A 19,807-nucleotide genomic window follows, 5' to 3' on the forward strand; every position below is an offset into this window, starting at 1 on the left:
GGTTACTCTCCTTCAACCCGCATGATGCTGGCGACACCCCGCACGGTGTCGAGCTTGCGCAGCGCCTCGACGGTCCCGGTGAGGGAGGCGTCGGACGCGCGATGGGTGACGACGACGAGGGAGGCCTCGCCGCTTCCGTCCAGTCGGCCCTGCTGCCGCACGGTGTCGATGGAGACCCCGTGCTCGGCGAAGACGGTGGCGACCTGGGCGAGAACGCCAGGCTTGTCCGCGACGTCGAGACTGATGTGATACCGGGTGACGACATCGCCCATGGGCGACACCGGCAGCGCGGCGTAGGCCGACTCGCCGGGCCCCGTCGCCCCGCTGAGCCGGTTGCGGCAGACGGCGACCAGGTCGCCGAGCACGGCGGAGGCGGTGGGAGCACCGCCGGCGCCGGGACCGTAGAACATGAGCTGCCCGGCCGCGTCCGACTCGACGAACACGGCGTTGTAGGCGCCGCGCACGGAGGCGAGGGGATGGCTCAGCGGAATCATCGCGGGATGCACCCGCGCGGTGACCGAGGCCCCGTCCGCGGCTCGCTCGCAGATGGCGAGCAGCTTGATGGTGCAGCCCATCTCCCGGGCGGAGGCGAAGTCGGCCGACGTCACCTCGGTCATGCCCTCGCGGTAGACGTCGTCGAGGCGCACGCGCGTGTGGAAGGCGATCCCGGCGAGGATGGCGGCCTTGGCGGCGGCGTCGAACGCCTCGACGTCGGCCGTCGGGTCGGCCTCCGCGTAGCCCAGGGCGGTGGCCTCGTCGAGGGCCTCCTGGTATCCGGCGCCCGTGGAGTCCATCTTGTCGAGGATGAAGTTGGTGGTGCCGTTGACGATGCCCAGCACCCGGTTCACCTTGTCGCCGGCGAGGGACTCGCGCAGCGGCCGGATCAGCGGAATGGCGCCGGCGACGGCGGCCTCGTAGTAGAGGTCCTCGCCGTGCTCCTCGGCGGCGGCGTGCAGGGCGGCGCCGTCCTGCGCGAGGAGCGCCTTGTTCGCCGAGACGACGGACGCGCCGTACTCGAAGGCGGTGGTGATGAGCGAACGAGCGGGCTCGATGCCGCCGATGACCTCGACGACGACGTCGATGTCCCCGCGTTTGACCAGAGCGGTGGCGTCGGTGGTGACGAGGGCGGGGTCGATGCCCTCCCGGACCCTGGAGGGCCGGCGCACCGCCACTCCGGCGAGCTCCACGGGGGCGCCGATCCGGGCGGCGAGGTCGTCGGCGTGCGTCGTCATGATGCGCGCCACCTCTGAGCCGACCACTCCACAGCCCAGCAGCGCCACCTTCAGCGGACGCGTACGCATCATCCGACCTCGTTTCCTCTTACCGTCTACGGATGTTTCCGGTTGACCCAGTCTCACTCACCGGACCGGACTTTCTGCCCCTGGTCCGGATCGTGAGACATCTATTTCATTTCCAGGAGACGGCAGACAGGAGATCTTCCACCCGTCCCCCGGCCGCTGCCGCCGCCGCGCTCAGCCGACGTCGAGCCGCAGCAGATCCTCCTCCGTCTCCCGCCGTACGACGACCCGCGACTCCCCCTCGTGCACGACGACGACCGGCGGCCGCAGCACGTGGTTGTAGTTGCTGGCCATGGACCGGCAGTACGCACCGGTGGCGGGCACGGCGATGAGATCGCCCGGCGCCAGGTCGGCCGGCAGGAACGCGTCCTTGACCACGATGTCCCCGCTCTCGCAGTGCTTGCCCACGACCCGCGCCGGCATCGGCGCGGCGTCGGAGACACGCGAGACGAGCGCGACGCTGTACTCGGCGTCGTACAGCGCGGTGCGGATGTTGTCCGACATGCCGCCGTCGACGGAGACGTACGTCCGCAGCCCGTCGAGCGGCTTGACGGTGCCCACCTCGTAGAGGGTGAAGGCAGTGGGCCCCACGATGGCGCGCCCCGGCTCCACCGAGATGCGCGGCGTCCGCAGCCGGGCCGACTCGCACTCACGCGTGACGATCTCCGTCAGCGCCTTGGCGATCTCGTGCGGCTCGCGCGGATCGTCGTCACTGGTGTAGGCGATCCCGAGCCCGCCGCCGAGGTCGATCTCCGGCAGCTCGACCCCGTGCTCGTCACGGATGTCCTTGAGCAGCCCGACGACCCGGTGGGCGGCGACCTCGAAGCCGGACATGTCGAAGATCTGCGATCCGATGTGCGAGTGGATCCCGATCAGCTCCAGCCCGTCGAGCTGGAGCGCCCGCCGCACGGCCTCGGCGGCCTGCCCGCCGGCGAGCGGGATCCCGAACTTCTGGTCCTCGTGGGCGGTGGCGATGAACTCGTGCGTGTGCGCCTCGACGCCGACGGTGACCCGGATCTGCACCCGCTGCCGCTTGCCCCGCGACTGCGCGATGTGCGCGACCCGCACGATCTCCTGGAACGAGTCGAGCACGATCCGCCCGACACCCGCGTCGACGGCGCGCTCGATCTCGACCGTCGACTTGTTGTTGCCGTGGAAGGCGATCCGGTCGGCGGGCATGCCGGCGGACAGGGCGGTGGCGAGCTCGCCGCCGGAGCAGACGTCGAGGTTCAGCCCCTCCTCGTGCAGCCACCGCACGACGGCCCGGGACAGGAACGCCTTGCCCGCGTAGAAGACGTCGGCGTCGGCCCCGAACGCGGTGCGCCAGGCCCGGGCCCGGTCGCGGAAGTCGGCCTCGTCGAGGATGTAGGCGGGCGTGCCGTGCTGCTCGGCGAGGGTGAGGACGTCGACGCCGCCGACGGTCACGACACCGTCGTCGTCGCGGGCGACGGTCCGCGCCCACACCTTGGGGTCGAGGGCGTTGAGGTCGGCGGGCGGAGCGGAGTAGTGGCCCTCGGGAAGGACGTCGGCGTGACGGGGCCCGGCGGGGTGGGCGGAACGGCTCATCTGGGCGTGCTCTCTCAGAGGTGGTCGGGTGCGTCGATGCCGAGCAGTGACAGGCCGCCGGCCAGCACCGCCCCGGCCGCTTCGGCGAGCGCGAGCCGGGCACGATGGGCGGCCGAGGGTTTCTCCTCACCACGCGGAAGAACGGCGGGAAGCAGAACGAGCGTGGCGTCGGCCACCCCGACCAGATGCCGGGCCAGCCGCGACGGCGCCGAGGAATCGGGAACGACCCGCGGGTCCGACGACAGTTTGGACGGCCGGTTCGACGGGGCGACGGCGACGGCGGTGGCGAGGACGCGGGGATAGTCCGCGAGCAGGGCGACGAGGTCGGCGGCGTCCAGCGGGCCGGGCTGGGCGGTGAAGCCCAGGTCGGCGGCGTTGCGGCACACGGCCCGGGTGCGGGCGTGGGCGTAGCGGACGCGGAAGAGGGGATTGCCCTCGCGCTGGACCAGATGGTCGGCGGTGATGCGGGGCCGGTCGTGCGGGGCGGGATGGAGCAGGGCCCAGCGAGCGGCGTCGAGACCGAGCGGAGCGGGATCCTCCGGAGCGGGAACGGGCCGCAGAACGGTGGCCCCCCGGTCACCGGCGACACCGCCGAGGTCGTGGCCGACGTCGTGGCCGACGTCGTGGCTGACGTCGTGGCTGACGTCGACGCGGCCGCCCTGCGCCCCGATGATCCGCGCCAGCACGTCGGCGAGCACCTCGGCCCGCACCTCGTACGGCACCCGCACCGCGAAGACCTCTCCGGCGAGGTCGTCGCTGTGCCCGTACCGCGGGCCGTCGAGCCTGACCCGCCGGACCAGATCCGGGACGGCGGAACCGTCGAGGCTGATGTTGAGGAACCCGGGCCCGGTGATCTCGACCCCGCGGACGCCCTCGGCGCCCATCAGATACGGCCGGAGAACCTCGGCCACCCGAAGCGGCGCCTGCCCGGCCGGCCGGGCCAGCTGCAGCGCGATGTTGGTGGCGTAGTCCCCCCGCCCCCCGGGCCCCGGCGGCGTGACCACGGCACGAGCGGGAACGGCCACGCTGAGCTCCCCCTCGTCGACAGCACGACGCACCGCGCACAGCACGGTACGAGAGAGCTCGACGGGGGTCACGGGGACAAGCGTAGGGGAGGAGGGGGGTGGCTGGGCGAGCCGGTCAGCCAAGGTCCCGAGATGTGGACGCCGAGAAGACCGAGAAAGGCCACACCCGAACCCGGACGCCGGAAAAGGGCACGCACGAACGGTGGACGGCACGACTGACGAGGAGCCCAAGGCGGACGGTGGGAGAGAGCGGACGGCGAGAGAGGGGACGGCGAGAGTGAAGACTCGGGACTCGGTGCTCAGGACTCGGTGCTCGGTGCTCGGGACTCGAAGGCAGAGCCCTACTCCCCGGCCGCGACTCCCCCACTCGGCCCGCTGCCTTTCCCGACCCCGATCGCGGCCCCCGTGCCGAGCCCCACGCCGAGCCCCGACCGCAACCCGCCCCCGTCCTCGTCGGCTTCCTCGCCTCCACCCCGCTCCCGCTCCCGCTCCCGCTCCACCAACGTCCGTACGACGGAGACGAGTTCCGCGGGATCGAACGGCTTGGGAAGAAACGCGTCGACTCCGACCTCAAGGCCGGCCTCGACCTCGTACTGCGTACAGGCGCTGATGATGACGAGAGGGAGGTCACGCGTCCGAGGGTCGGCGCGCAGCCGAGCGGCGGTGCCCAACCCGTCCAACCGGGGCATGACGACGTCGAGGGTCACCAGATCGGGCCGCGCCTGATGAACGACATCCAGACACTCGGCACCGTCGGACGCGGTCACGACCTCGAGACCCTCCAGCTCGAGATTGACCCTGATCAGCTGCCGGATGACCTTGTTGTCGTCCACCACAAGCACCCGGCCCGACGCGCCTGACACAACTCGAGAGTAGGTCGGGACCGGCCACCGCGTCCGGGTTTTCCCCACTTCCACCCCGTGCGGGCGCCCCGGCCCTCCGCAAGCCCCGGAAACCTGTTCCTGATCACCCCGAGCGAGCTGGTAGTGTTCTACCCGTCGCCGCGAGCAACACCTCACGACCGACACGCCCCCGTAGCTCAGGGGATAGAGCAACGGCCTCCGGAGCCGTGTGCGCAGGTTCGAATCCTGCCGGGGGCACCTTGCAGAAGGTGCCCAAAGACCCCGCCACCAGCGCTTTCGCTGAGGACGGGGTCTTGGCGTATGTGCAGGCGTATGCAGCCCACAGCGACCCTATGACGCAGTCTGTGGACTATTCGTGGACAGGATCTTGGCGCATCCCCCCTGGTCAGTCCCGGGATTCCGTACCGCCTTAGTCAGCTGGCGTCCGGCCACTCCTCAGGAGGCAGAGGCGGCGACTCCGGGTCGCTCCGTCGTTCCACCTGCCGCGCGTTCTCCCCGCGCAGGCTGGTCAACCACAGCCATAGATCCGGTAGAGCCTGCTGCGGACAGGCGAGACGGTGCTCGATGCGGCACCGCTGGAACTGGTCCGGCGGGCACACTCCGTAGACAGTGACCCGCCCATCGGACAGCTCGATCCAGCGGTGCTCCGCCGGCACCGTATGGGCCAGCGGGCGCATGTCCGGCTCCAGCAACACCCAGTCCTGCTCAAGCGTCGCTACACGATCCTGCAAGAGCCCGCAGTTTGGGCACCGGTTCTGCCCACTGGCTAAGCGGCGCAGCGTCTCATCTAAAACCCCCATGACGTGAGGGTCGCCAGGCAGTCGACCAAGGCGTAGAGCACGAATCAGACGGAACACCTGGGGCGGCAGTACGCCGATGAGACGAGACACGACGCGGCAGGTGCAACCAGCACCTACCAGCCGACGAAGCGCGGCCGAGACGCGCCGAAGCCCCCGGCCCATGCGGGCTGGGGGCTGACGCCTTACGTGCGCGATCACTCGTACTCGCGCAACAGCTCCTCGATCTTTCGGTTGGCCACCTCCTGCCGACCATCGATGCATTTGGCATAGCGAGACAGTAGGACTTCCACACTGTTGCCCGCCCGTTCGGCAACCTCGGTCGCATCCACTCCGGAGTTGAGCCAGGTGGACAGCGCCGAGTGCCGCAAGTCATACGGCCGCGCTGCGAGCGGCGAGGCGACGGCGGCCGGCGGAAGCGCCAGAAGTCGGGCTTCCTGCCAGACGCGGTAGTAGGTCGACGAGCCGACCACTCCCCCACGCTCGTTGGTGAACATCCGCCCGTCCTCGGCGGTCCCGAAGACATCGAGGTGCTGTCGCAGAATGGCGACGAGCTGAGGCGGGATCGGCACAGGCCGGACTTCTTCGGCGGGACGGTTCTTCAAGCCGCGGTCGTCATGCGTCTCACCGGAGTCCGTCCACTGCTTGCCGGCACTGGGCCGGGTCCGGTGAAGAAGCGCCGTCCCCCAGCCTGCTTCCGGCAGCTTCAGATCCGCTCCCGTGAGTCCCACGACCTCGGCGGGCCGGAACGCCCCGTAGTACATACAGGCGAACAGGCCGACCAATCGGCGGCCGCGGGCCCGGCCATACCCGCCGACGTACGAGACAGCGGTCAGCAGGGAACGCGCCTGCTCGGGATTTGCAACCACGCGCGGATCAACTTCCCCCGCGACCTTCGGCTTCGTCCACCGAATTCCACTAATCGGATTCTCTTTGAACTCTCCGAGGTCCACTGCATAGTGCAGGGCATTGACGAGCGTCCGGCGCTTCCGGCGTACGGTTTCCGCGGCAGCCGCCGTGCCGTCAAGCTTCAGCTTCAGCGAGTCCAGAACAGCCCTTGCGAGGGCGGCGTCCCCAAGGTCGGCCAGGGGACGCGCAGCCTTCGAGACCCAGTGCAGCACGCTCGCGACGTCATCCGGCAAGTCGCGATCATCAGGGCCAGGCAGGACGAAGGCCCAATGGCGCAGTGCCTTCCTGATCAGCTCCTCGGGAGGCCGGCCCGGCCGGTCGTCCAGAAGCGCCATGGTCACCGCGGTCAACGACTCGTTGATCCCGCTACGCGTGTTGGGGGCCGCATGAGGCCACTTCATAGCGAGGTACTTGAGAGCGAAGGCGTACCAGCTCGTCGAGGCTGCCTTTTCGACCATCGAGTCAGGCAATCCCGTGACCGTGTCGAACTCTTCACCACCATGGGCAGCCCGGAGGAGTTTGGAACGGTAGTGATCCGCCAACCCCTTGGTACGGAACTGATCGGAGAACACATTCCCGGCAACGATCCACCGGACGTCGTAGGACGACTTCTTCGTGTTCCTCTTCCGAACGCCCCACACCTTCACGTCGAGAGACTTCACGCCGCCGCCTCCAGCTGACGAAGCCACGTGGTGAAGTCACTCCGCCAAACACGGAGCTCTCCGTTGGGCAGTTTGAACGCGGCCGGCCCGTATCCCAGCTCCCGCCAGCGGTAGAAGGTGCGCCGGGAGACTCCGCCCAGCTCGACGAGGATCTGCGGAACGGTCATCAGTTCGTCTCGTCGGCGGTCCACGACGAGTCTCCTTCCGTATTTGAGGTGTCGGGTCGCCGTGAGGTGGCGAACCAGGATTCAGCAGCGGTCAGGCCGGTACCGGCGAAGCGCCAGTGCGAGAGGACGAGGACGGTGTCCGGGTCCGGCATGGGGTGGCCGGTCAGGGCTACGCGTTCGCGGGTGAGTGCTTCGTTGTGGTCGGCGCGTTCCTGGCGGAGGGCGCCGAGGGTGACGGAGTAAGCGCGGGACTTGGTGGAGAAGTGGCCGCGGAAACCGAGCATGTGAGCCCACTTGCGCAGCCGGAGTTCTTCGAGTTCGGGCAGTCCTCCGAGGTGCCAGCAGGTGAGGATCATCTGCCGGGCGTGGTCGGTGACGTCGGTGCCGATCAGGTCGGTGATGGGGTTGCGGATCGGGCGGTCGATGGTGCCGGTCGCGCTCTCCGCTCCCTTGGTGGCGTACTTGGCGATGTAGGCGGCGACGGCCCGGCTGGTCAGGTCGGTGGTTCCGGAAAAGTCGGCGGACCGGATAGGGCGGATGTCGAGCTGTTCGCCGAAGCGGAAAGTGTGTGCGCGACCGTCGAGGGTCGGGCCAGGCGTCTCAGCGAGCTGGACGGCCGAGCGGATCGCGTCGGCGAGGAGCTCTGTCGTGGCCCAGACAGGCGGGGAGTCCTCGGCACCTTCAGGACCGTCGAGGCGGATCACGGCATGGAAGTGCACGGCTCCGCGCCGCTGGTACTCGGCGACCTTGGCATAGGAGACCTTGAGGCACTCGCGCAGTTCGGAACGGGTGAGGTTCGCGCGCATCGCAAGCTGTTGGCGCAGGTAGGTGGTGAACCGGGCCCACAGGGCACCGGCGTGCGCGTTCCACAGAACGGCGTCGCGGTAGTCGTAGCGCTCCGGGTTGAGCGGGGTGCCGAGGGCGGGGTCGTCGTCCTGGTGGAGGCGTCCGCAGCGGCAGCGACCGCCGCCGGGCCGGTTGTGGACGGGACCGAAGGACGGAGCCGTGAAGGTGGCGAAGACGCGGGGGTGTTGGGCGACTGTCGGGCCGATTCCCTTGCCGCCGCTCAGGCCTGCCGTGACGAGGTGGTACGTGTCCTTGCGGTAGACCTCCGCGCAGGCGGCGCATCGGGTTGCCCGACGGTTGTTGCAGCGGATGAGGAGCTGTCCGGCGGGAAGGTCGCGGTCGAAGATCTCGCGGACGATTTCGCCGGTCGCGGCGTGGACGTCGAGGCGGGACCCCTCCATCCGTACGGGCCGCTCGCAGCCTCCAAGCCGCTGGACCTGGTGTGCGTAGGCGCTGAGGTCACCGTGCTGGGCGAGGGCTGCCAGCTGGCGAATGGCTCCGTCGGGAGCCTCGGGGCGCATGTGCGGATGCCTCCTCGGGGCGGAAGTTCGGGACGTGCACCCCGGCCTGCGTAGGGGGCTAGACAGTATGGGCAGGCCGGAGCGCTGCGTAGATGAGGTCAGCGGCGGTCGCTCTTGAGGATCGAGCGGATGACGACGGCGCAGACGGCCACGGAAGCGGCGGTGATGGCCACGGCGAGGAGCATGGAGACCAGGACGGCGCCGACGACCAGGACCAGGGCTCCCCCACCGGCGGCGAGGGTGAGCACGCTGCCCGGCGTGAGTTGGACCGCCGACCGGTTGGAGGCGGGGGCCGCCGATACCGGGGCTGGGGCGTAGGCGGTGGGGTTGTAGGCCGAAGGGCTGTAGGTCGCCGGGGGCATGCTGGCGGGCATCGGGGCGGTATCCGGGCGGGGGTACTTGGGGGTGAACACGGGGCGGTCCCTTCTGCGGGTCAGTCGAGGAGCGTGGCGACGGCGGGGGCGAGGACGCTGTTGGCGACGAGGTAGCCGCCGAGGAGGAGCAGGGCGACCAGCCACCACGGCGGGCGGGCGAGCTGGATGCCGAGGACGGCGACGACGAGCACGGCGAACCAGAGCGGGACGGTCATGGCAGCGGTCTCCTGTCAGGCCTTGCAGCGGTGGGTGCGGGCGGCGAGTTCGGCGGCGGCGCGGCTGTCGTACTCGGTGGAGTAGTCGCAGCGCGGTGCGGTGCAGGCGGCTAGGTGGCGGTTACGGCCGCGGGCGATGTACGAGGCGACCTGTACCGGGCCGATGCGGCGGACGTTGCGGAAGCGCGGGTTCACGGTGTTCGTCCTTTCTCAGAGGTGAGCGGCGACGGAGGCCGTCATGGACGGGGGCAGGCCGAGCCGCGCGCGGACGTCGTCGGGGTCAGCAGGCCCGCCCGTGGTCGCGCGGTGTTGCTCGGCCAGGGCTTGGGCGCGGTCGATGAGGGCGGGCGGCAAGGTGACTGACGGGGCTGCGGGGGCTGCGACCGGCGCGGACGTTGTGGGCGGCTCCGGTTCGGGGTCCGGCTCGGCGACCGGTTCCGGCAGCGCGTCACGGTCGGGGGCGTCGACCACGGCCGGGACGGGGGCCTGTTCACCGTCCGTCTCGGGGATCGCGGCGACCGGTAACGAGTCGGCGATGCGTGGTGTGTGGGCGAGGAGGGTTCCGCCGAAGAAGGCGACGGCGGGCCAGCCGGCCACCACGACGCGGAGCGACGCGGGAACGTCGTTCAGGTCGAGGAGTCCGGCGGTGGCGATGTTGGCACCGAGGGATGCGGTCAGGGCGATCAGGAACCACAGCCGCGGGCCCCCGGCTGGCTGTCCGGCGCGCTGCTGTTCGCGCATCCGGCGCCAGGCGGCGACAAGCAGCAGGTCGACGGAGACGGGGTAGGCCCATGCCTTCCAGCCGCCCTGTCCGGCCGCGTCGGCGAGGTCGTGAAGGTGCGAGAAGGACAGAGCGCCCGCGATCACGGCTTGGACGATCACGGCGTCCACACGGGCCAACTGGGCGCGCATCGGCTCGGGTTCCTTCCTGTTCGAGGCATGGGAGGGGTAGGGAGTTGGCGCGAGGCGGTCACGCCGGCCGTTAGGAAGGTGGTGCGGCTACTCGGTCACCGGGCGGGCGGTAGGCACGACGGCCGGGGCGAACGCCTTGGAGGACTCGACGGCGACGGCGGGCCGGAAGGAGTCGAGGCGGGGCAGTTCCGGCACCAGGGCGGCCGTGTCGCGGCAGATGACAGCCGCATCGTCGAGGGACAGGTGCGGTGAGCGGGCGCGGGACCAGCCGCCGGAGGAGTCGCCGACGATCGCGACGCCGGGCCGTTCGGCCGGGATGGAGGTGGCGGCGAGGGCCGCTTCCGGAGAGATGTCGGCGAGCGCCATGTTCGCCGAGGACTCGTCATTGACGCGGTGGCAGATGCGGCCGGTGAGCTGGGCGCGGAGCATGGTCGCGCCCTTGCCGAGTTCGGAGCCGAAGCGCTGCCCGCACACCTCGAGGTAGATGCCGGCCGCACGGCCGAGCTGGGCGATCCGGATCAGCTTGGTGACCATGGCGTCGCGTCGCTTCTCGTCGTCGCGGCTCGCGGCGAGGAAGAGTTCCGCGACCTCGTCGACGACGACCACAACCGGCACCGGCCGTACCGCGTCCGGCAGCCCCCATACGTCCGAGGTGAGGACGGCGTCCGGGCCCGCAGTGGACGAGAGCCCGATGAGACGGAACCGTGCCTCCATCTCTTCCAGCAGGACGTCAAGGAGTTCGTTCGCCCGGTCCGGGGTATCGGCGAGAGCGGACAACCGGGGCGCGAACGAAGCCAGTTCGACACCCCATTTGCAGTCGACCCCGACGAGCACGACCCGTTGCCGAGCCAGGCCGCACACCAGGTTCCGCAGGTACACGGACTTGCCGGACTGCGTCGCGCCGAGGATGAGTTCATGCGGCACGGCACGGAAGTCCCGCACGTGCCACCGTCCGTCATCACGAAGCGCCAGCGGAAGGGTGAGCGGCCCACGCTGCTTCCACCGCCGTGCGGGCTGCACGTCGGAGAGCACGTCCCAGCCGATCAAACGCAGTTCGAGCCAGCCCGGCTTGGTCGGACGGATGTGCACGGCGTGCGCTGCCCAGGCATGGCGCAGCCGGTCGGCCGAGGCCATGAAGTCCTCGGGAGCCTGCCCGGTCGCCATACGCAGCCGCATCACGAGCCCGGACCCGGTCGGCCACGGCAGCGACCGCCGAGGAGGAACGGGAGCCGCTTCCCGCCCGATCATCCGGGCCGTGGCCCGACGGACGGCCGAGGCCGGAACCGTCAGGCCGCACGCGTCCATCGTTGCCCGGTAGGTGGTGAGCACGCGTAGCGCGACGAACGGATAGCCGACCAGCCACCAGAACGCGACCGGTGCGCGCCGGCGCAGGACCAGCAGGGCGACGAGTGCCAGCAGACACAGCGCCAGCGCCCAGACAGCGTCAGTCATGGCCTTCAGCCCTGCACCGAAGCGGGGGCGTTGACCATGACCGCGTCCGCCCGGTACGCGATGCCGTGACGCATCCGCCCGCCGAACTCGCTCTCCCACGGCCGGGCGATGAGGCCGGGCAGGATGACCGGAGCCCCCATCACCAGGCCTTCACCGATGCCCTTCTCGGGGACGGTGACCTTGATCATGTCCGAACCACCCGCCGCGATGAACACCAGCTCCAGCACCATAAGCCGGTCGTTGGTCACCGGGTCGATGGCGATCTCACCGGTCTGACGGTCCTTCACCTTGACCTCGGGCAGCTTGGTGACGAGGAGCGTCGCGGACGAGACGTCTACGGGGATGACACGCATTTCTTGAACCTCACTTAGTTGGCGATGCGTCCAGTCCGCACCGCTTGAGTCTGGATACCCCCCTAGACAACGGAGGGTGACCCGCCCGAACTGTCTAGGGGGGTTGACGACTACGTTAGACCTACGAGTCGTCAACTGTCTAGGGGGATATACGAGAAGGTCGAGCGTCTGGTGTCAGACCCTTGAACGATGATGCCGTCCGGGATCGGTCGACTTCCTGGAGGAACGTGGTGGACACCGACTTGGTCAGGGACCTCGGGGTGCCGGATCGACGCGAAGCAGCAGCAGAGGCCCTGATCGCGCTCGGGAGCGGCGCAGTAAAGCAGCTGATACGGGCGCTAGAAGCCGCGGACTCCCCCGTGCCCTGGCGGCCGATCACCGACGTCCTCCAGCGGATCGGGGACTCGGGCTTCGATGGATTGCTCCAGGCCCTGGTCTCCGCGTCCGATGAGCGCTCCCGCAAGCACATAGCCCTTGCGTTCTCCCACCTCGGCCCAGCCTTCCTGAAGGACTACACCGAAGCTCTCTCACATCCCGTGCCCCTGGTACGCCGGGAAGCGGTCTGCGGAATCCAGTACTGCGGCGAGGCCGGCCGGCCAGCCGTGGCCGCCCTGCTGCCGCTGCTCGGAGACCCAGACCAAGAAGTCGCCCGCCAGGCACAAGACGCCCTGGTCTTCCAGGGACCGCACGTGATTCCGATGCTCCAGCGCATCCGACAAGCGGGACCGGGACAGCAGCGGGCGCGAGCGCTGACGGCGCTCGCCGCCCTGGGCGGCGAGCCCGCACTGTCCGCCGCCGATGTGGCCGCGATCGAACGACTCATACGCGTCAAGCTCCCGGACGACCGGCCCGAAGGAATGTGGGGGTGCTGGAATCACTGGATCGCCGTCCCCAGCGGTGACCAGATCGGCATCATGCGCGCTCTGGGCGTGGTCGATCCAAGACCTGTGACCTTCGCCCTCGGCAACGACATCGTCGACGCCGACGGCCACGGTTGCGGAGACGATGAGGACCCGTACACCGGTTACGAACGGGTTTTCGTGACGCCCGAGCTGGGCGGATGGACTCTCGTCCTCGGCGCCTGGTGCGACCCGTGCGGCGAAGAACGTCGCGATGACGTCCTCCGCCTGTGCACCGAACTCAGCGCCCGCTACGGGCAGGCGCAGGCGTACTACTACGGCGGCCAAGGCGACGGCTCCGCCTGGCTCATCGCCGAACACGGCGTAGTGGTCCGGCGGTACTGCGAAACAGGCGAGGGAGAGGACGAGTTGCTCACCCTCGGAGAGCCCGTTCCGTACGAACGGGCCCGTCGTACGGAACTGGGCCTGCAACCCGTCTGGGACCCAGCGCAGGAGAGCCAGGAGGACGAGGACGAGTGGCGGTGGGCCGCGCACGACCTCGCCGCCGACCTCGCCGACTCTTACGGCGTCAGCCCCCTCCATATCGGTCCCGAAACGCCGTCACGGGGAACCGGTGTCGTCGCCTTGACCCCGTACGGCGTCACCCACGGTGTACCAGCAGGGGCCTATCGAATCTGAGCGAGGGCGAGGGCAGGGGCAGCGCCGGTTACTCCGACAGCACCCAGTGAAGAACAGTGGCATCGTCCTGCGCTTTGCCGCGCGGCCAGCGCCGACCGTCAGGGTCGCCGGCCTCTGCATCCCTCACGCGGCGGATCAGTTCAGCCGGCCCGGAGGAGCTGAGGACTGACAACGTCTCTTCCCACGTGGCGATGTCAAAGGAGTCGACAAGGCGCGTAGCACCGTCGCTCAGCAGCGTCACGGACGCCAGCGACTCCAGCGGTACCGCCCCGGTCAGGGCGTGTTCGGCCGCTTGCGCATCCGGCCCGGCGATCCAGAAGCCGCCCGACCGGTTGCGTAGCCCCGTAAGGGCATCCCGGTACCGGGCCAGGGCGGCAACATGTTCGGGTGAGCCCGTGAGCAGTTCGTCGACTGGACCGCGGAGCCGCTTGCCGACCTCGTCAAGGCGCTGGTCGGTGATGGCAGTCGTCTTCCCTTCCTCGTCGGCGAGGAGGAGCGTTGAATCGCCGAGCACCAGGTATTCCAGAGCATCCGCGCCGGCCCGGACGGCGACCACCGTGCTGGTTGGACTCGCCCGATAGGACAGATCGCAGCTGTCCTCGTGCAAGGACCGAACAGCCCGGATCGAGTCGGCCAGGCAGTCGGCGAGCGGCCGGGCAGGGTGTGCGGTGATGGTGCTCAGCAGCAGGCCCCCCAGCGTCGAGGAGAACCAGGCAATGCCGTGCGTGCACCCGGTATCTGCCCCAGCGACGCCGGCCCCGTCCAGCAGTACGGCTGCCCCGGAAGCGGCGGCCGCGAAGTCCTCGTTTGCTTGTCCAGGTTCTGCGGACAGCGAGGCGAGAGCGACGTTCACGCCGTCGTCTCCTCGTCGTGCCGATAGATCGGGGTGAGCAGTTCCACGGACTGAGGTTCGTCCGTCTCAGGGTCGTACTCGACGCTTACGAGCGTGGAGAAGTGATGCTCTCCCACCTGGCCCCAGAGCGTGTTCAGGTCCGAGGCGAGCAGCTGGACGACGCCGAGGGAGCCTGCGGTGTGGATACCGGCGATCGCGAGTACGGAGCCGTTGCCGTCCGGGCGGGGCAGCCTGCCGAGGTATCCGACGTCGTGCGGGCGCTGCGGCTCGGTGTCCGCTCCCGCGCGATAGGCCGTGCCGGTACGTCGGTCCAGCAGCGCCCACGGTTCGTTCTCGGGGTGTTCCCAGCTGAGGACGGGATCCTGCGCGTAGAAGTCACTCATGGTCTGCGACATGCCCGGCCCGCAGACGACGACCAGGCCGTCACGGTTGAGGTCGACTTCACCGCTCACCAGGACGTGGCCGGAGCTGACGTCGAGCCCGTACGACTTGGCCAGCTCTTCGAGCCGCCTGCCGGAGTTCACGTCCGCCATGGCGACGACCGGGCGCTTCTTCTCGTCGTCCCACCGCAGCGGAGTCACGACCGTGACGGCGCCCGCGCCGAGGAACGCACCCTCGGGCGCCGGGCCCGTGTGGCGGATCTGGTGAATCCGCCCGCGGCTCAGGCCGGCCTTCTCGGCGATCTGCGCGTAGGACAACCCCTGTGAGTGGAGGTCCTGAACGACACGACGGCGGAGCCGGGCGAGTTCGGTCACCTCCTGCTGCGCGTCGGCCAACCGTGTCGTGACCTCACGCAGGAGCAGGTACGGATCATCGATCGCCATGATCCGCTGCAACTCGTCCGACATGACCACACCTCCTAGAAGTAACCAGGAGTCTAGGGCCCTAGACGGAACGGGCGGGAGTCGCCTGCCCGAATGAACCCCGATCACGTAGAAGCCGGCCCGACGCCCAGGCACTCCCCGGGGACTCACACTCCACTGCCCGCGAGGCCACCAGACATCACCGCCGGAAAGCCGCCCATCACGAGCCGGTCCGCACCAGCTCGGCCCAGACGCAACGGGCACCCGAAGGCCGGTCCTTCACCCCCCAGTTCTTGGCGCAGGCCGCAATCAGCATCAGCCCGCGGCCGTCCTCTTCCACGTGCCTGGTGACGCTGCGAACCATAGGTTCCTCGTCGCCGCCCTGGTCGACGACCTCGATCCGAACCAGGTCATCCGCGAAGTGGACGAGCACGAGGAACCATCCTCGGTACCAGCCGCTCCGCGTGTGCTTGACGGCGTTGGCCGCCAGCTCGCCGACGACCAGGACGGCGTCGTCGACCAGCTCTGCGGTCTCGTCCTCCAGCAATGCGGCCACGAAGTGACGGGCCTGGGCAACCTGCCAGGTCAGGCCGGGGAACATCCGGCACCAGCTTTTGGGCATGAGAAACACTCCTCCTCGCCTAGGGGGCTAGACGGCTCAGCGAGCAGAGTATTCCCATGCGTGACTATCAGGCCAGGCATCATGAGGAATTATTCCTCTAACGGGTGGCGGAGTCCTCCAACTCCTTAAACTCCCGCATCACACGAACCAGGAGCTCGCGCGCCTCGCGGCCGAAGACTGCCGCCTCCTCGAAGCGCCGGAAGGTCTCCTCATACGCGGCAACCTCGTCGGAGTCGTCGACGACTCGCTCTCCGCGGAAGGCTTCGACAACGACCGCCCGCCGGTCGCACAGGGTGAACCCATGCCGGGGCATGACCGGCACCGCACGACGCCACGGGATCACCCCAAGGCGCACAGTGCTCAGACTCTCGACAGCGAGCATCCGGTCAAACTGGGCGAGCATGAGCGAAGGGTTCCCCGGCCAGGTACGCAACACCGCTTCGGTCAGCACGAACACCGACTCACGGCCCGGCTCGTACAAGAGGCTCTGCCGCTCGACACGAGCAGCGACAGCGCGACCGACGGCTTCCGGAGTCGAGTACGGCGCACTCGCGAAGACGTGCCTGGCGTACTCGGCGCTCTGAAGCATGGCCGGCAGAACGACGCATTGAAACGACTGGACCAGCCGAGCGGACCGCACCGCGTCATCGAGGACGCCCCCGAAGAGTGCCACCTCGTTCGTCTCGATTGCGTCAGGCGCAGCTTCCACGGCTACCAAGAGCTCCCGCACTTCGCGGGACGCCGACTCGTCGAGATCGAGAGCAAGCAACAAGCGCCCCAGGACGTCGAGGCTGGGGACCATGCGCCCGTTCTCCACCTTGGACACGGTCGGTTGCCCCACACCGGCACGCTGCGCCAGAACAGCACCCGTCAGGCCGGCCTCTGTACGAAGCCCTCGAAGACGCGCCCCAAGCGCCTTCATCAGCTCCCGTCGCTCACTCCCCATACCGAGGGTTCTACACCACGGGACGACGAGAGCCGGATCCGCAAGCGATGACGGTCACGACCAAGCGCCCAGGCCATGATTCAAAGTTTCTCTACTGGTTCAAGGCGGCTCGCTTCGCTCCCCGCGCGCGGCCCGGCCCCCGGCCGGGCCTGCGCTCCTGCCTTCGTCCCGCTCCAGCCCGGCCGGTGCCCGCGCCGCGCACACAGCAGTCAGCACCTCAGAGAAGGGGTACGTCATAGATGGAGCTCCACAGCTTTAGCCACCTCCCCAAACTGGGCAGACCACCGATCGAACCCGCTCCGCCAAACCCCTACGTTGGCGTACGGTTCGGCTCACGGCAGGTATGCAGCGATTCACAGAAGTACAACTTGATCGCGAGGCGCTCGGTTTGACCATGGAAGATTCACAAAGCCATCAGTCACCGCAACTGGGTTTCTATCGACTTCATTCTCCATGCTTGCTGTCCGTGGAGACGCACGATGAGAACGGCGAACCCGGCATTGGAACGGCATTCCATATTGGAGATGGCTATCTCGTAACTGCGCGTCACGTCATCGAGGGGCGCCAGTTGACCAATCTAATTCCAGCGCGCGACGGGAGCATTTCACTTGATTCCGTAGAGGTGATCTATCCATCCGATCCTACGGTAGATCTTGCCTTGCTGAAGACTAATTTTTCACTCGATTATTACATGAAGCATGTTAATTTCTGGGGGCGAGACGATGTAACGAAAGTAGATCACATCCAAATCGGAGGGCACCTTGACGACTGGATCGACGATGGGCTCGTCCTGATGAAGGTCATAGCCTTCGGCTACCCACCGATCCCCACCTCGCCACGCCCAGAACTCGTTGCGGTTCGAGGCGAGATTAATGCGATCATTGATCCGTACGTCGGATCCAAGCACCCTCTTTTCGTAATTTCCCCGATGGCCCGTGGCGGCTTTAGTGGAGGCCCCGTCCTGAGCGAGAACGGGTGGCTCCTTGGAATTGTCACATCTTCCCTGCTCACAAATCATGCCGTTCCCGAGCTCGGCTATGGGGCCGCCCTAACAGTTGAGCCCCTATGGAATCTTCTAGCGGAGAACAAGATCTTCCCGGCTTCCAACGCAGATATCCTGTTTGAGCTGCGGCACGGATGGAATCTCAAGGAAGAAGACTTTCCTTTCGGTGCAGAAAAGCTGGGGAAGCTCAAGGCGGGAGGCACGAGTGCTTGCGAAATGGATTAATCAAGCAGGACCTATTGCAGGCACCCGCTCCGGCACCCGCTAGCCCAAAAGCAATCTCAACCGCGCATGTACGGAGATCATCCCCCTCCGATTTGAACCACCCAGTCGAATCAACGCGGCGTTCGCAATCAGTGCCAGTTTGCCTCAGATGGCCGACTCTAGCGAGTTGAAGAGGGGGAGCCAGGCAGCAGAGGGACAACCACCTACAGGGTGAGCCGCGCCGGTTCCTGGAGGAGTCAACGAAGCATCAACCCAAGTCGCGAACTGGTCTGACATGGCGCACGATGGGCTCACTGGGCTGCGATCAATCTTCATTGAGGTGCCGGATACCTGATCCCCACAGGCAGACGACAGCTGAGACGAGTCATGAAACGCCGCTATCAGGTCTTTGTGAGCTCCACATACACCGACCTCAAAGATGAGCGCCGCCAGATAATACAGGCGCTGCTAGAACTGGGGTGCATCCCAGCTGGAATGGAAATGTTTCCGGCAGCTGACGAAGAACAGTGGGAACTGATCAAGAGAGTGATAGATGAGTCCGATTATTACGTCGTGATTGTAGGGAATCGATATGGAACCATCGGTGATGCCGGACTGAGCTACACCGAGCAAGAATACGATTACGCGGTATCCCAGAAAAAAGCGGTGCTAGGGTTCCTGCACGCCGAACCCAGCAAGATAGAAGTTGGAAAGTCAGAGCTAGATAGTGACGCGGCCAGAAAGCTGGAATCATTCCGCCGGAAAATAAAGAGAAAGCCAATTCGCACCTGGAGAACGCCTGGCGATCTCAATACCACCGTCACAATAAGCCTCGTCAAAGCCATGGAAGAGGCACCTGCGGAGGGATGGGTGCGAGCCCGACATGCGGCAACCCCTGAACTAATTGAGGAGCTCAATTCACTGCGGGCTTCCGTAGCTAACCAGCAAGAAGCAAATACTGAAAATAGCGCAGCGTTGGCGAAGTTTGAAGCCCTCATGGGTGCGGATGAGATGCATGATGTTCGATTCAAAGTCCTCTCGCAAAGCATAGAGCGATCAACGGGGGTGATTGCATACCAATGGCGCGACCTGTTCCTACTGCTCGGCTCGTGCATGATGGATGAAGTCTCCGACGGAGAGATAAATTCAACGCTGGCGAATCATATATCCGACAGACTCTCAGAGGCGGGCAGAATGCCGGACTTTTTCGATAGGCAGATAAGGATCAGTCGCACCGAATGGGATACGATCAAAGTGAGATTCCGCGCCCTGGAATTGATTGAGAAAGGAACAAAAAAGAGGGCGGTTTCCGATAAAAACTGCTATTGGAAACTCACCTCGCATGGCGAGCTTCAGCTAATGCGAATGACGGGTTCTTGAAGGCACTGTCCTTTCAACGGCCGACATCAGCGGGATCCATACCGGTCATTTCACAACTTGGCGACCTCGTTGACAGCAGGGACGCCACCTTGAGCAGCGCGGCTGAGCGAGGTTGTGCTGTGATGACGCGCGACTGGGTGCGACCAGACTCCAGTGCCGCTCCACCACGGGTCCGTGCAGCAACTACCACCAAAGACCCAAGCTTCCCAAGCTGAGGGCTCCCGCATCGTCGTCACGGGCCGGCCGTCGCAACTTGTTCTGGTCGTCGCCCCCGAAAGCGTGGCTGAGGCTGGTGGGGATAGAGCGAGACACACGCGCGCCTGGTCGTTCGGCTGACCCGCCGTCGTGGCTGACTGTCGTGGGCTGAGGTTCAGGCCTCCGACGGCGCACCAGATTTCAGTATGTATGCGGAAGGGCCTCACCTTGACGGGGATGGATCGAACTCCGTAAAGCAGGTGTCGGAGAAGATCGCGTGTACTCACTATGCGGGCAAGTGGC

General features: G+C 67.3%; 21 protein-coding genes and 1 tRNA gene. 4 read left to right on the forward strand and 18 right to left on the reverse strand.

Annotated elements, in window-relative coordinates:
• Positions 1–2 precede the first annotated feature (2 nt).
• From Sri02f_RS19545 to Sri02f_RS19560, 4 genes are all read right to left on the reverse strand, one after another.
• A complete protein-coding gene (locus Sri02f_RS19545; protein ID WP_109003168.1) occupies positions 3–1,301 on the reverse strand; it encodes a homoserine dehydrogenase in 1,299 nt (432 codons plus the stop codon).
• A 171-nt stretch (positions 1,302–1,472) separates the two neighbouring features.
• A complete protein-coding gene (gene lysA, locus Sri02f_RS19550; protein ID WP_109002614.1) occupies positions 1,473–2,864 on the reverse strand; it encodes a diaminopimelate decarboxylase in 1,392 nt (463 codons plus the stop codon).
• 14 nt (positions 2,865–2,878) lie between these two features.
• Positions 2,879–3,961: an ArgS-related anticodon-binding protein NrtL gene (gene nrtL / locus Sri02f_RS19555; RefSeq protein WP_109002615.1), complete on the reverse strand. Its 1,083-nt coding sequence runs from the start codon at positions 3,959–3,961 to the stop codon at positions 2,879–2,881.
• Between the two features lie 269 nt (positions 3,962–4,230).
• Positions 4,231–4,752 carry a response regulator gene (locus Sri02f_RS19560; RefSeq protein ID WP_307721045.1) on the reverse strand — a complete coding sequence of 174 codons (522 nt, stop codon included), beginning with the start codon at positions 4,750–4,752 and terminating at the stop codon, positions 4,231–4,233.
• A 165-nt stretch (positions 4,753–4,917) separates the two neighbouring features.
• Between Sri02f_RS19560 and Sri02f_RS19565 the strand changes: the two genes are divergently transcribed.
• Positions 4,918–4,989 (forward strand) — tRNA-Arg (locus tag Sri02f_RS19565).
• A gap of 176 nt (positions 4,990–5,165) precedes the next feature.
• Here Sri02f_RS19565 and Sri02f_RS19570 read toward each other — a convergent pair.
• The 10 genes from Sri02f_RS19570 to Sri02f_RS19610 all read right to left on the reverse strand — a co-directional run bounded on the left by Sri02f_RS19570 (position 5,166) and on the right by Sri02f_RS19610 (position 11,960).
• A complete protein-coding gene (locus Sri02f_RS19570) occupies positions 5,166–5,552 on the reverse strand; it encodes a DUF6083 domain-containing protein (RefSeq protein WP_167467593.1) in 387 nt (128 codons plus the stop codon).
• Between the two features lie 194 nt (positions 5,553–5,746).
• Positions 5,747–7,120 carry a tyrosine-type recombinase/integrase gene (locus Sri02f_RS19575; RefSeq protein ID WP_109002617.1) on the reverse strand — a complete coding sequence of 458 codons (1,374 nt, stop codon included), beginning with the start codon at positions 7,118–7,120 and terminating at the stop codon, positions 5,747–5,749.
• On the reverse strand, positions 7,117–7,287 hold the full coding sequence (locus Sri02f_RS19580) for a helix-turn-helix transcriptional regulator (protein WP_062642081.1): 171 nt from the start codon (positions 7,285–7,287) through the stop codon (positions 7,117–7,119). The genes Sri02f_RS19575 and Sri02f_RS19580 overlap by 4 nt, the downstream gene beginning before the upstream one ends.
• Positions 7,287–8,654: a replication initiator gene (locus tag Sri02f_RS19585; protein ID WP_109002618.1), complete on the reverse strand. Its 1,368-nt coding sequence runs from the start codon at positions 8,652–8,654 to the stop codon at positions 7,287–7,289. The genes Sri02f_RS19580 and Sri02f_RS19585 overlap by 1 nt, the downstream gene beginning before the upstream one ends.
• Before the next feature lie 98 nt (positions 8,655–8,752).
• On the reverse strand, positions 8,753–9,028 hold the full coding sequence (locus Sri02f_RS19590) for a SpdD protein (RefSeq protein WP_373865105.1): 276 nt from the start codon (positions 9,026–9,028) through the stop codon (positions 8,753–8,755).
• A gap of 59 nt (positions 9,029–9,087) precedes the next feature.
• Complete coding sequence (locus Sri02f_RS41765) at positions 9,088–9,243, reverse strand: hypothetical protein (RefSeq protein ID WP_167467581.1); 156 nt, start codon at positions 9,241–9,243, stop codon at positions 9,088–9,090.
• 15 nt (positions 9,244–9,258) lie between these two features.
• Entirely contained in the window at positions 9,259–9,438 is a 180-nt protein-coding gene (locus tag Sri02f_RS19595) for a mobile element transfer protein (protein WP_109002620.1), read from the reverse strand.
• 15 nt (positions 9,439–9,453) lie between these two features.
• Positions 9,454–10,155: a DUF2637 domain-containing protein gene (locus Sri02f_RS19600; RefSeq protein WP_109002621.1), complete on the reverse strand. Its 702-nt coding sequence runs from the start codon at positions 10,153–10,155 to the stop codon at positions 9,454–9,456.
• Positions 10,156–10,242: 87 nt separating this feature from the next.
• Positions 10,243–11,607, reverse strand: a complete 1,365-nt coding sequence (locus Sri02f_RS19605) for an FtsK/SpoIIIE domain-containing protein (protein ID WP_109002622.1) — start codon at positions 11,605–11,607, stop codon at positions 10,243–10,245.
• A gap of 5 nt (positions 11,608–11,612) precedes the next feature.
• Positions 11,613–11,960 carry an SCO3933 family regulatory protein gene (locus tag Sri02f_RS19610; protein WP_109002623.1) on the reverse strand — a complete coding sequence of 116 codons (348 nt, stop codon included), beginning with the start codon at positions 11,958–11,960 and terminating at the stop codon, positions 11,613–11,615.
• 230 nt (positions 11,961–12,190) lie between these two features.
• On the opposite strand from Sri02f_RS19610, the gene Sri02f_RS19615 reads away from it, so the two are divergent.
• Positions 12,191–13,498 (forward strand): HEAT repeat domain-containing protein, encoded by a 1,308-nt coding sequence (locus tag Sri02f_RS19615; protein ID WP_245970694.1) that lies wholly within the window; start codon positions 12,191–12,193, stop codon positions 13,496–13,498.
• 28 nt (positions 13,499–13,526) lie between these two features.
• On the opposite strand, the gene Sri02f_RS19620 is transcribed toward Sri02f_RS19615, so the two are convergent.
• The 4 genes from Sri02f_RS19620 to Sri02f_RS19635 all read right to left on the reverse strand — a co-directional run bounded on the left by Sri02f_RS19620 (position 13,527) and on the right by Sri02f_RS19635 (position 16,722).
• Positions 13,527–14,351 (reverse strand): integrase, encoded by an 825-nt coding sequence (locus Sri02f_RS19620; RefSeq protein WP_109002625.1) that lies wholly within the window; start codon positions 14,349–14,351, stop codon positions 13,527–13,529.
• Positions 14,348–15,199, reverse strand: a complete 852-nt coding sequence (locus tag Sri02f_RS19625) for a sigma factor-like helix-turn-helix DNA-binding protein (RefSeq protein ID WP_109002626.1) — start codon at positions 15,197–15,199, stop codon at positions 14,348–14,350. The genes Sri02f_RS19620 and Sri02f_RS19625 overlap by 4 nt, the downstream gene beginning before the upstream one ends.
• Before the next feature lie 175 nt (positions 15,200–15,374).
• Positions 15,375–15,776 (reverse strand): ATP-binding protein, encoded by a 402-nt coding sequence (locus tag Sri02f_RS19630; RefSeq protein ID WP_109002627.1) that lies wholly within the window; start codon positions 15,774–15,776, stop codon positions 15,375–15,377.
• A gap of 97 nt (positions 15,777–15,873) precedes the next feature.
• Positions 15,874–16,722, reverse strand: a complete 849-nt coding sequence (locus tag Sri02f_RS19635) for a helix-turn-helix domain-containing protein (RefSeq protein ID WP_109002628.1) — start codon at positions 16,720–16,722, stop codon at positions 15,874–15,876.
• 343 nt (positions 16,723–17,065) lie between these two features.
• Here Sri02f_RS19635 and Sri02f_RS19640 point away from each other — a divergent pair, with 343 nt between their 5' ends.
• Together Sri02f_RS19640 and Sri02f_RS19645 are read left to right on the forward strand one after the other, a co-directional pair.
• A complete protein-coding gene (locus Sri02f_RS19640) occupies positions 17,066–17,950 on the forward strand; it encodes a S1 family peptidase (RefSeq protein WP_109002629.1) in 885 nt (294 codons plus the stop codon).
• A 366-nt stretch (positions 17,951–18,316) separates the two neighbouring features.
• Positions 18,317–19,309: a DUF4062 domain-containing protein gene (locus Sri02f_RS19645; RefSeq protein WP_109002630.1), complete on the forward strand. Its 993-nt coding sequence runs from the start codon at positions 18,317–18,319 to the stop codon at positions 19,307–19,309.
• Positions 19,310–19,807 lie beyond the last annotated feature (498 nt).

It is taken from the genome of Streptomyces rishiriensis (genome assembly GCF_003112535.1).
Lineage (GTDB): Bacteria > Actinomycetota > Actinomycetes > Streptomycetales > Streptomycetaceae > Streptomyces > Streptomyces rishiriensis.

Bases quoted from the DNA above. Each gene is read 5' to 3' on its own strand.
- Sri02f_RS19585 (WP_109002618.1), bottom strand. From the start codon at position 8,654: ATGCGCCCCGAGGCTCCCGACGGAGCCATTCGCCAGCTGGCAGCCCTC.
- Sri02f_RS19580 (WP_062642081.1), bottom strand. From the start codon at position 7,287: ATGACCGTTCCGCAGATCCTCGTCGAGCTGGGCGGAGTCTCCCGGCGC.
- Sri02f_RS19545 (WP_109003168.1), bottom strand. From the start codon at position 1,301: ATGCGTACGCGTCCGCTGAAGGTGGCGCTGCTGGGCTGTGGAGTGGTC.
- lysA (WP_109002614.1), bottom strand. From the start codon at position 2,864: ATGAGCCGTTCCGCCCACCCCGCCGGGCCCCGTCACGCCGACGTCCTT.
- Sri02f_RS19645 (WP_109002630.1), top strand. From the start codon at position 18,317: ATGAAACGCCGCTATCAGGTCTTTGTGAGCTCCACATACACCGACCTC.
- Sri02f_RS19630 (WP_109002627.1), bottom strand. From the start codon at position 15,776: ATGCCCAAAAGCTGGTGCCGGATGTTCCCCGGCCTGACCTGGCAGGTT.
- Sri02f_RS19625 (WP_109002626.1), bottom strand. From the start codon at position 15,199: ATGTCGGACGAGTTGCAGCGGATCATGGCGATCGATGATCCGTACCTG.
- Sri02f_RS19640 (WP_109002629.1), top strand. From the start codon at position 17,066: ATGCAGCGATTCACAGAAGTACAACTTGATCGCGAGGCGCTCGGTTTG.
- Sri02f_RS19600 (WP_109002621.1), bottom strand. From the start codon at position 10,155: ATGCGCGCCCAGTTGGCCCGTGTGGACGCCGTGATCGTCCAAGCCGTG.
- Sri02f_RS19610 (WP_109002623.1), bottom strand. From the start codon at position 11,960: ATGCGTGTCATCCCCGTAGACGTCTCGTCCGCGACGCTCCTCGTCACC.
- Sri02f_RS41765 (WP_167467581.1), bottom strand. From the start codon at position 9,243: ATGACCGTCCCGCTCTGGTTCGCCGTGCTCGTCGTCGCCGTCCTCGGC.
- Sri02f_RS19605 (WP_109002622.1), bottom strand. From the start codon at position 11,607: ATGACTGACGCTGTCTGGGCGCTGGCGCTGTGTCTGCTGGCACTCGTC.
- Sri02f_RS19635 (WP_109002628.1), bottom strand. From the start codon at position 16,722: ATGGGGAGTGAGCGACGGGAGCTGATGAAGGCGCTTGGGGCGCGTCTT.
- Sri02f_RS19590 (WP_373865105.1), bottom strand. From the start codon at position 9,028: ATGCCCGCCAGCATGCCCCCGGCGACCTACAGCCCTTCGGCCTACAAC.
- Sri02f_RS19570 (WP_167467593.1), bottom strand. From the start codon at position 5,552: ATGGGGGTTTTAGATGAGACGCTGCGCCGCTTAGCCAGTGGGCAGAAC.